The following is a 9,832-nucleotide window of genomic DNA, read 5'->3' as shown; positions in this document are numbered from 1 at the left end:
ACAAATAGTAATGGCGATAACTTAAGTGCGACTTCAACGACCTTAGATCCTTGAAAACTATCAATGGCATTAAGTAATACTTTCACTTCCGATGGTTTTGTTATTGAGGCTAAGTGTTTCTCTTTTGGTTTAGCCAATGCACCAACAAGATCGCGCGATGGATCGCGCTCGGCTCTGCCAGTGGCGATGCCATATCTGAATATTTGCCCGGCGATCTGCTTCATGCGGTTTGCGGTTTCAATATAACCTTGTGATTCCTTTCGGCGTAAAACCGCCAATAATTCTGGTGCGGTGATTTCTTTTATTGGTCGCTTGCCGATGTAGGGGGTCATGTAGTTATCAATATAACGACTTACATTCTCTGTATATTTTGATGACCAATGTGGCGTTTCTTTCTCCAACCATTCTTTTGCAATGGCCTCGAATGAATTTGCGCTCGATATATTTGATGTAAGTTTTTCTTGGCGTTTTCTTTCAGCTGGATCAATGCCATTAGATATTGCTTCGCGTGCTTCATCGCGTTTTGCGCGTGCCTGCTTTAATGAAATGTGCTGCGCCTTTTTAGGGGTGTCAAGATATACGCCAAACGATAGATATTTATATTTGCCCCCAAATCGGTACTTCATGCGCCAATATTTGCCCCCATTAGATCGGACCTCGATGTAAAGTCCCTCTCCATCTGAGAGCTTGTAGGTCTTATCTTTTGGCTGTGCATTGCGTATCTGCACATCAGTTAATTTGTCCGTTTCACGCGCCATGAAATTGCTTTTGCCCCTCTGAATATCGCTTTGTCCACTAATATTGCCCCTAAATAGGGGCGAATGTCTATGGTGTTTGGTGAACTCTTACGAACCGAATAGGCAAAGAAAAGCCCGCGTAGTGCGGGCTCTGAGGTTGTTCACGGTATGTTGCGAACTTCTATTTGGTGGAGATGGCGGGGGTCGAACCCGCGTCCGTCAGCACTCTGCCATCGGCTCTACATGCTTAGATTCCGTTAATTAGTTTAACCTTCCACAGCCCAACGGGCAGGACGTGGTTGGCGAACTCAGTAAAATTTAGCAGCACGACCCCGAGTATGCCGTGGTGCGGTCCTGTTCTGAGTGACAGTCGGTATCGCGGTACAGGCACCTTGTTACAGACCGTTAGGGGCGTACCCCTAAAAGTGCTTTTTTAACTGCTTACGCAGCTAGAGCAGCACCGTAGTTGTCATCATTTGCAACTATTGATTACAGCGATTGGAGTACGAGTGCCACTGTACACTCGGCATGCACCTCTGGTTTCGTTACCAGCGTCGAAGCCATATCATCCCCGAAACTTATTGAAACCTTTAAGCGTTTGGCTTCGACTGCGTCGAGTCCCGGCCAGCAGCAAGATGCTGCTGTCGCTCATGCCTTTGAAAATCAACAATTTGATTTTCAATTTCTGGAAGAAATCGGCCTGTGGCCCATATCATTCCGAAACTTATTGAAACCTTTAAGCGTTGGTGAAACGCTAGTTGGGCAATCATACTCTTGAAACCATGAGTAGCAAGCCCAAAGTCAAAAAATATTAGTTACTTCGCATGCTCGCGAACAACGCGAGCTTTTTGACGATTCCAGTCGCGATCTTTTTCGGTCGCGCGTTTATCGAATTCTTTTTTACCTTTGGCCAATGCAATTTCGCACTTTACTTTGTTGTTTTTCCAGTAAAGGGCTAGGGCAACACATGCGTGGCCTGCTTGGCTTATCTTTGCATTAATTTTGGCAATTTCTTTTTTGTGAAGCAGCAGTTTTCGTTGGCGAGTTGGCTCTGCGATGACGTGAGTGCTTGCAGAAATAAGTGGCGTAATGTGTGCGTTAAGTAGCCATGCTTCCCCGTCTTTCAAGAATACGTGCGAGTCTGTAAGCTGGCCTTTGCCTTCACGTAAGCTTTTCACTTCCCATCCTGTAAGCGCAACGCCAGCTTCAAATTTTTCTTGAATATGAAAGTCGTGCTTGGCGCGTTTATTCAACGCGATGGTATTGCTTTGTTGCTTTGGTTTTTTCTTGCCGGCCATGAAATTACTGCTGGAGTGTCTGTGAAAAACGGGAAGTATATTACAAGTTCTGGTCTTGCTACAGAATTTATCGCGCATTCGCAGAAGCGCTAGAGTGCAGATGAGAAGGCGGTTACAATACGCGCCAATTAATTGGGCTGGGTTTTATGTCTTTAAAAATAAATCGCTCCGCGCTGGTCATGTTTTCTGCTCAGCAAATGTATGACCTTGTAAATGATGTGGCTTCTTATCCTTCTTTTTTGCCGTGGTGTTCGGGTGCGACTGTTCTTGAAGCGGACTTTACACAGATGCGTGCAAGTTTGGATGTGAGTAAGGGTGGGATGAGGCAATCTTTTACTACGCGGAATGAGCTCGTTGCGCATGAAAAAATATCGATGCGTTTAGAAGATGGCCCATTTAAAAAGCTCAAAGGTGATTGGCATTTTACAGCGTTGCGTGAAGATGCCTGTAAGGTTGAATTAGATCTAGAGTTCGAGTTGAAGCAGGGCGTAGCTAAACTGGCGTTTGGTCCTGTGTTTAATCAAGCCGCAAACACGATGGTTGATGCGTTCTGTGAACGCGCAAAGGTGGTATATGGAAAGTAAGCTTCGCATTGAGGTGGCATATGCGCGCCCCGATCTTCAGAAAATAGTTGAGTTGGAAGTGGATGCGGGTACGACTGTGTTTGATGCCGCAACACATTCTGGTTTAGAGAAGTTTTTCCCTGAAATAAATTACGATGAAATTGATATGGGGATCTTCGGTAAAGCAGTTAAGAAGCCAAAAGAAGAGACCTTGAGAGAGGGCGATCGCATTGAACTTTATCGCCCTCTGATTATTGATCCTAAGCAAGCGCGTTTGAATCGTGCTAAGAAGCCAAAAGCTTAGTAAGCAGAGTGTTCTTCGAGGGGTTCTCCCTCATAGTGGGTAAACACTCCATTTTGGTAATACACGTTGATCACCTGCTGTTGTAGTTCACCATCAGCAGGTTGATATGAATAGATATAACTTTCGTACTTGTCGCTAAATACGTTACGGGCAATTGGGGTTCCTAGTACAAAGTGAATCTGACGTCTGGTCATTCCTGTTTGTAGCTGGCTCAGCATGTCTTGCGTGATAATGTTGCCCTGCTGAACGTTGATTTTATATACGCCTGGGAAGGCACATGCGCCGAGGGTTAATGTAAGAAATACAGCGGTGATGATTGCGCCCAAGTTCTTATTTGAAATCTTAGTAAAACGGGAAGACTTGTTTTGCATCTAGTTCTTAATTCCACTATTGTTTGCAGCATTCGTTTTGAGTTTACTGCCGTTGATTTTGTCTGCGGAGCGCATCTTAACTGATTTAAGGGATGTGCGCCTATATACATCATAATAAAGAGTAAGTTATGCCTGAAAATACTGATTTAAAAAAAGCCGGATTAAAAGTAACTGTTCCACGCCTTAAAGTGTTGGGTCTCTTAGAAGCTTCTGATGGTAAGCATATGAGTGCTGAAGATGTGTATAAGGCACTTCTAGAATCAGGTGATGATGTAGGTTTGGCAACGGTGTATCGCGTACTGACTCAGTTTGAAGCGGCAGGTTTAGTGCAGCGCAATAATTTTGAAGGTGGCCATGCTGTTTTTGAGTTGGCGAGTGAAGAGCATCATGATCATATGGTTGATGCTGAGTCTGGTGAAGTTGTTGAATTTTATGATGAAATTATTGAAAAACGTCAGCACGAAATTGCCGAGAAATACGGCTATGAATTAGTTGATCATAGTTTGACCTTGTACGTTCGTAAGAAGAAATAATAAATCTTGTAATGCTGGGGTTAGTTGAGCCCTAGCATTTCTTTCGCATGCGCTTTAGTTTGCTCAGTAATATCTATCCCGCCTAACATTCTTGCTACTTCATCTGTTCTTTCTGCGTTATTTAATGGCTCAACCGCTGAGTGCATTGTTCCATCAATGATTGATTTACTAATGCGAAGATGGCGGTCACCTTGCGAGGCGACTTGAGGTTGGTGAGTGATGCAAATGACTTGGCCTGTTTGCCCAAGCTCTTTTAGTAACTTTCCTACAACTTCAGCTGTACCGCCGCCGATCCCAACATCTACTTCATCAAATACCATACTTGGAACAGCTGAACGCTGAGCGAGAACAACTTGAATCGCTAAACTGATTCTTGATAGTTCACCGCCTGAGGCGACCTTGGCAAGAGGTCTTGGTGGTTGGCCGGGGTTCGTGCTAATAAGAAATTCGATATCATCTAAACCGTTTGCGCTTGCATTGCTCATGTCTAAGGCGTCGCATTGCGTAGCAAACACGACATTTTGCATCGACATCAGCTTTAATTGCTCAGCGACTTGGCTTTCGAGTTCTTTTGCGTGCTTTTGTCGATGTTTGCTAAGTGTGTTGGAATGTTGAATGTATATGTTTTTAAGAGACTCAGCCTCTTGTTCAAGGCTATCAAGGTCTTGGTCGCCACCCGTTAAGGCTTCGAGCTCTTGCGCTAATCGAAGATGAACGTCGTTGAGTTCATCTGGTTGGCAGCGATGTTTGCGCGCGAGTTGATAGGCTTGACCTAAGCGTTCGTCTATAAAGTTTAATCGGTTAGGGTCTAGCTCAAAGCCTCCGACAAAGTGGCGAAGTGTATTAGTCGCTTCCTCAATTTGAATACTAGCTTCTTCGAATAAATCTAGCGCTTCGCTAATGCTAGATTCTTCAGCAGGCAGTGAGCTTAAGGCATGCTTGGCGCGCTGAAGGAGTGATAGTGCTCCATGCTCATCATTACTGCTTGCAGCTATAGATTCATGCGCACCCGCAAGTAGCACTTCAGCATTGGCAAGTTTGCTTTGCTCTTGCTCAAGTTGTTCAAGTTCGCCGTCTTGGAGTGCTAGCTTTTCAAATTCGTCGACTTGAAAGTTGAGTACTTGTAAGCGCGCTTGGGTTTCTTCTTGGTTGTTTATCAGCATGTCTAGCTGGCGAGCTTTCTTTTGCCATGCTTGATAACTCTCTTTTACTTCCTTAACAAGCGTTTCATTGCCTGCATAATCATCGAGAAGTACCCGGTGCTTATCTTTGACTAGTAAGCTTTGATGCTCGTGTTGGCTATGTATATCAATTATTTGTTCGCCAAGTGCTTTGATGTCGCTTAATGGGCTTGGCTGACCATTGATATACGCACGAGATCGACCTTCGGCAGTGATAACGCGGCGTAAAATGCATTCGTCTTCATTATCAAGGTCGTGTTGTGTTAACCACTGCTTTGCTGCGCTGATGTGGCGAATATCGAAGCTTGCGCATATTTCTGCTTTGGCTTGTCCGTGCCGCACCATACTTGAGTCGGCTCTATCACCCAGTGTAAGCCCAAGTGCGTCGAGCAATATCGATTTACCTGCACCCGTCTCACCGGTCATGACGGTCATTCCCGAATTGAAGTCAATTTCTAGTTCACTGGCGATTGCGAAGTTACGAATACTGAGTTGGTTAAGCATAGTCGGCGCTTTCAAAATTACTGTATTTATAAACAGTGTAATACTGGCTAAGTAGGATGGCAAAGGTTTGGGAAGAGAAAAAATAGAAAAGTTTGTTTGCATCCGTACTTTTTTACTTGAAAAACATATTCTCGCCCCCACTTCGTGAACCAACTGAGCTAAGCAGCTCAACAGATTGACTAAGTTTGTATTTGAGGGAATGCACGTGAGTGTTGAAGAAAACAATCAAGATAATGCGCAAACCGAGACTCCAGAAGAAGAGTTAGTGAATGATGCGCCTGAAGCTGAAGTAGTTGAAGAATCTACAGAAGCAAATCAAGAAGGTGAAAATTGGCAAGCTAAAGCAGAGCAATTAGCTGCCGAACTTGGTGCATTAAAAGATGCTGCAGTGCGTGCGCAAGCTGAGGCTCAAAATGTTCGCCGTCGTGCAGAGCAAGATGTTGAGAAAGCACACAAGTTCGCGCTAGAGAAGTTCGCGAAAGAGCTTTTGCCAGTGATCGATGGCTTAGAAAAAGCGATTGAAGCTGAACAAGCTGCAGAAAATGAGATGACACCACTTCGAGAAGGTGTCGAGATGACTTTGACGATCATGCTGAGCGGAATTGCCAAGTTTGGCGTTGAGCAGGTTGACCCCATTGGGAAGCCATTTGATCCAGCATTGCATGAGGCGATGAGCATGGTTCCAGCACCTGATGCGGAGTCAAACACAGTGATCGCGGCAATGCAGAAAGGTTATACCTTGAATGGACGATTAATTCGTCCGGCAATGGTTGTTGTTGCGCAGTAAATTTACGTCAGCAAAAGTTTACGTTTAAAAATTAAATTTGGTCCTTGAAAACTAAAAAAAAGGCCAAACATAAAGATCAAAGCTTATACAAAGGCGAGCGCCTTTAACAGAATTTAGAGTGGAGAGAAGCAATGGGAAAAATCATTGGAATCGACTTAGGTACTACAAACTCTTGTGTATCTGTATTGGATGGTGATCAGGCAAAAGTTATCGAAAACGCAGAGGGTGATCGTACTACCCCATCTATCATTGCATTTGCTGACGATAACGAAACATTAGTTGGTCAGCCAGCGAAGCGTCAGGCAGTTACTAATCCTGCTAATACTTTATTCGCAATTAAGCGTTTGATTGGTCGTACATTCGATTCAGACGTAGTACAGAAAGACATCAATATGGTGCCATACAACATCGTTAAAGCAGACAATGGTGATGCATGGGTTGAGGTAAAAGGCGAGAAGAAGGCTCCACCTCAGATATCTGCTGAAATCTTGAAAAAGATGAAGAAGACTGCAGAAGATTACTTAGGTGAAGACATTACTGAAGCAGTTATCACTGTTCCAGCATACTTCAATGACTCTCAGCGTCAGGCAACAAAAGATGCAGGTAAAATCGCTGGTCTTGATGTTAAGCGTATTATCAACGAGCCAACTGCAGCAGCACTTGCTTACGGCCTAGATAAGAGCCAAGGTGATTCTACGATTGCTGTGTATGACCTTGGTGGTGGTACTTTCGATATTTCGATTATCGAAATCGCAGATGTTGATGGTGAAAAGCAGTTTGAAGTACTAGCGACCAATGGTGACACATTCCTAGGTGGTGAAGACTTTGATATGGCATTGATCGACTATTTGGCTGAAGAGTTCAAGAAAGATCAAGGTATGGATTTAACGGGTGACCCACTTGCAATGCAGCGTTTGAAAGAAGCTGCAGAGAAAGCAAAGGTTGAGCTTTCAAGTGCACAACAAACGGATGTAAATCTGCCATACATCACTGCTGATGCAACAGGTCCTAAGCACTTAAACGTGAAGTTGACGCGTTCTAAGTTGGAGTCGTTGGTAGAAGAGTTGGTTGTTCGCAGTCTTGCTCCATGTAAAACAGCATTGAATGATGCAGGTTTGAGCACAAGCGAAATTGATGACGTCATCTTGGTCGGTGGTCAAACACGTATGCCTCTTGTTCAAGAGAAAGTACAAGAGTTCTTCGGTAAAGAGCCACGTCGTGATGTAAACCCTGATGAAGCAGTTGCAATGGGTGCGGCGATTCAAGCGGCGGTTCTAGCTGGTGACGTGACAGACGTTCTTCTTCTAGACGTAACGCCTTTGACGCTAGGTATCGAAACAATGGGTGGTGTTGCTACTCCATTGATTGAGAAAAACACAACGATTCCTACCAAGAAGTCGCAAGTGTTCTCAACAGCAGAAGATAATCAGTCGGCAGTAACGATTCACGTTGTTCAGGGTGAGCGTAAGCAAGCTGCTCAGAACAAATCGCTTGGTCGTTTTGATTTGGCGGATATTCCACCAGCAGCACGTGGCATGCCTCAAATTGAAGTAACTTTCGATATTGATGCAAACGGTATTTTGAATGTGTCTGCGAAAGATAAAGCGACAGGAAAAGAGCAGTCTATCGTGATCAAAGCGTCTTCTGGTCTTTCTGATGATGAGATCGAGAACATGGTTAACGATGCTGAAGCGAATGCTGAAGCGGATCGCAAGTTCGAAGAGCTTGTGACAGCGCGTAACCAAGGTGATCAAATGGTTCATGCAACCAAGAAAACTTTGGAAGAAGCTGGCGATAAGGCGACTGCAGAAGAGAAAACTGCAATTGAAGCAGCGATTGCTGATCTTGAAGAAGCACTGAAAGGTGATGACAAAGACGTGATCGAAGCGAAGACTCAAGCGTTAACTGAAGCGTCATCAGGCCTTGCTCAAAAGCTTTATGCTGAGCAAGCGGCTCAAGCAGAAGGTGCAGCGGCGGGTCCAGAGGCAGAAGCGAAAGCGCAATCAAATGCTGGCGACGATGTAGTTGATGCTGAGTTTGAAGAAGTAAAAGACGACAAAAAGTAAGTTTGCTTTTTGAATAGCGAGTGTTTTAGATGCTCGCTCTTTATAACGCGGGAGCTAGTTCTTCCGCGTTATCGTATCTAGGCTTCTCAGATTTTATTTGAGGAGTAATGTCGATAAGACAGGTAATAAGTAATGTCTAAAAGAGATTTCTACGAAGTTTTAGGTGTCGACAAATCTGCTGACGCCAAAGAAATTAAAAAAGCGTATCGTCGTTTGGCGATGAAGTATCACCCAGACCGAAATCCGGATGATGCAGAAGCAGAGGTACAGTTTAAAGAAGCGACTGAGGCCTACGAGGTTCTGTCTGACGATCAGAAGAAAGCCGCGTATGACCAATATGGTCACGCTGGTGTAGATCCGAACGCTGGTGGCGGTGCTGGTGGTTTCGGTGGTGGAAACTTTAGCGATATCTTTGGTGATGTATTCGGTGACATTTTTGGTGGCGGCGGTGGTCGCGGTGGCCAAAGAAGTTCGCGTGGTGCAGACCTTCGATATAATCTCGAACTAGATCTAGAAGATGCGGTACGCGGTAAATCGGTCAAGATCCGTGTTCCGACTCAAGTGACTTGTAATGTTTGTAAAGGCTCTGGTGCGAAAAAAGGCACGCAGCCTGAGACCTGTGGTACTTGTCATGGTCAGGGTCAAGTGCGTATGCAGCAAGGCTTTTTCAGCGTTCAGCAAACCTGCCCAACGTGTCATGGTCGCGGGCAAATTATTAAAGATCCTTGTCGTGCTTGTCATGGCACAGGCGTGCAAGAAGAGAATAAAACGCTTTCAGTGAAAGTGCCAGCGGGCGTTGATACGGGTGATCGTATTCGTTTGGCTGGAGAGGGTGAAGCGGGTGCAATGGGTGGCCCAGCCGGAGATCTTTATGTTCAGGTTTCGGTTAAAGAGCATCCTATTTTTGTTCGTGACGGTGCAAACTTGTATTGTGATGTGCCAATCAGTGTCGTGGATGCAGCGTTGGGTGGTGAGCTGGAAGTGCCAACACTTGATGGCCGCGTCAAACTGAAAATCCCTGCTGAAACGCAAAGCGGTAAGATGTTCCGTTTACGCGGTAAGGGTGTGAAGCCTGTTCGTGGTGGAGCTGTTGGAGATTTGATGTGTCGTGTCGCGGTAGAAACGCCAGTAAATCTGACTAAAAAGCAAAAAGAGTTGTTGAAAGAGTTTCAAGAGACTCTTGAAAGTGGGTCGAAGAAACATGCGCCCCAGAAGCATTCTTGGTTTGAGGGGGTTAAAAGCTTCTTTGACGACATGAAGCTTTAGTGCAGGACTGCATGCTATTTTCACCTCAAGCTTTGTTAACAGTGTACTCAAATGCTCACTTACTTCGTGTAAGCTCAGCTTTTCCGTGCACTTTCGCCTCGCTTGATGCAAAAATATCTATCTAGTAGGTGTGTGCCGAGTTTTTACTGTATAGAGTTTGGTTAGTAATTAAGCTATTTATAATTCCCGCCTTTGAGCGGGAATTTTTCATTTAAAAAAGAG

At 44.8% G+C, this 9,832-nt stretch carries 10 protein-coding genes and 1 other RNA gene; 6 read left to right on the top strand and 5 right to left on the bottom strand.

All coding sequences use genetic code 11. The features are described 5' to 3' along the window. The 3 genes from A3762_RS23900 to smpB all read right to left on the bottom strand — a co-directional run. The coding region (locus A3762_RS23900) for an integrase arm-type DNA-binding domain-containing protein (protein WP_156493710.1) at positions 1-758 on the bottom strand (758 nt) is incomplete at its 3' end. A gap of 165 nt (positions 759-923) precedes the next feature. Beyond that, positions 924-1,310, bottom strand: a transfer-messenger RNA (tmRNA) gene (gene ssrA / locus A3762_RS23895). A 242-nt stretch (positions 1,311-1,552) separates the two neighbouring features. After that, positions 1,553-2,035, bottom strand: coding sequence for an SsrA-binding protein SmpB (gene smpB, locus A3762_RS23885; RefSeq protein ID WP_068476070.1), 483 nt, complete (start codon positions 2,033-2,035; stop codon positions 1,553-1,555). Positions 2,036-2,181: 146 nt separating this feature from the next. On the opposite strand from smpB, the gene A3762_RS23880 reads away from it, so the two are divergent. Both A3762_RS23880 and A3762_RS23875 read left to right on the top strand, forming a co-directional pair. Then, a complete protein-coding gene (locus A3762_RS23880) occupies positions 2,182-2,619 on the top strand; it encodes a type II toxin-antitoxin system RatA family toxin (RefSeq protein WP_068477983.1) in 438 nt (145 codons plus the stop codon). Continuing rightward, a complete protein-coding gene (locus A3762_RS23875) occupies positions 2,609-2,902 on the top strand; it encodes an RnfH family protein (protein ID WP_068476034.1) in 294 nt (97 codons plus the stop codon). Before A3762_RS23880 ends, A3762_RS23875 begins: the two co-directional genes overlap by 11 nt. Here A3762_RS23875 and A3762_RS23870 read toward each other — a convergent pair. Then, on the bottom strand, positions 2,899-3,273 hold the full coding sequence (locus tag A3762_RS23870; RefSeq protein WP_068477985.1) for an outer membrane protein assembly factor BamE: 375 nt from the start codon (positions 3,271-3,273) through the stop codon (positions 2,899-2,901). The genes A3762_RS23875 and A3762_RS23870 overlap by 4 nt on opposite strands. A 128-nt stretch (positions 3,274-3,401) precedes the next feature. Between A3762_RS23870 and fur the strand changes: the two genes are divergently transcribed. After that, a complete protein-coding gene (gene fur, locus A3762_RS23865; RefSeq protein WP_068477987.1) occupies positions 3,402-3,806 on the top strand; it encodes a ferric iron uptake transcriptional regulator in 405 nt (134 codons plus the stop codon). 20 nt (positions 3,807-3,826) lie between these two features. Here fur and recN read toward each other — a convergent pair whose 3' ends face one another. Beyond that, the gene (recN, locus tag A3762_RS23860) at positions 3,827-5,491 is read right to left on the bottom strand and encodes a DNA repair protein RecN (RefSeq protein WP_068478036.1); all 1,665 of its coding nucleotides are present in this window, start codon (positions 5,489-5,491) and stop codon (positions 3,827-3,829) included. 175 nt (positions 5,492-5,666) lie between these two features. Here recN and grpE point away from each other — a divergent pair, with 175 nt between their 5' ends. The 3 genes from grpE to dnaJ all read left to right on the top strand — a co-directional run bounded on the left by grpE (position 5,667) and on the right by dnaJ (position 9,610). Further along, on the top strand, positions 5,667-6,278 hold the full coding sequence (gene grpE, locus A3762_RS23855; protein ID WP_231876611.1) for a nucleotide exchange factor GrpE: 612 nt from the start codon (positions 5,667-5,669) through the stop codon (positions 6,276-6,278). A gap of 131 nt (positions 6,279-6,409) precedes the next feature. Beyond that, positions 6,410-8,344, top strand: a complete 1,935-nt coding sequence (gene dnaK, locus A3762_RS23850) for a molecular chaperone DnaK (protein WP_068477995.1) — start codon at positions 6,410-6,412, stop codon at positions 8,342-8,344. 132 nt (positions 8,345-8,476) lie between these two features. Then, entirely contained in the window at positions 8,477-9,610 is a 1,134-nt protein-coding gene (dnaJ, locus tag A3762_RS23845; RefSeq protein WP_068478001.1) for a molecular chaperone DnaJ, read from the top strand. Positions 9,611-9,832 lie beyond the last annotated feature (222 nt).

Source organism: Oleiphilus sp. HI0125, from assembly GCF_001635355.1.
The sequence above is the reverse complement of the archived record's forward strand: the minus strand, read 5'-3'. Positions and strand labels throughout refer to the sequence as shown.

Excerpts from the sequence above, each read along its gene's own strand:
- dnaK (WP_068477995.1), top strand. The coding sequence starts at position 6,410 with ATGGGAAAAATCATTGGAATCGACTTAGGTACTACAAACTCTTGTGTA.
- dnaJ (WP_068478001.1), top strand. The coding sequence starts at position 8,477 with ATGTCTAAAAGAGATTTCTACGAAGTTTTAGGTGTCGACAAATCTGCT.
- A3762_RS23875 (WP_068476034.1), top strand. The coding sequence starts at position 2,609 with ATGGAAAGTAAGCTTCGCATTGAGGTGGCATATGCGCGCCCCGATCTT.
- A3762_RS23870 (WP_068477985.1), bottom strand. The coding sequence starts at position 3,273 with ATGCAAAACAAGTCTTCCCGTTTTACTAAGATTTCAAATAAGAACTTG.
- smpB (WP_068476070.1), bottom strand. The coding sequence starts at position 2,035 with ATGGCCGGCAAGAAAAAACCAAAGCAACAAAGCAATACCATCGCGTTG.
- fur (WP_068477987.1), top strand. The coding sequence starts at position 3,402 with ATGCCTGAAAATACTGATTTAAAAAAAGCCGGATTAAAAGTAACTGTT.
- A3762_RS23880 (WP_068477983.1), top strand. The coding sequence starts at position 2,182 with ATGTCTTTAAAAATAAATCGCTCCGCGCTGGTCATGTTTTCTGCTCAG.
- recN (WP_068478036.1), bottom strand. The coding sequence starts at position 5,491 with ATGCTTAACCAACTCAGTATTCGTAACTTCGCAATCGCCAGTGAACTA.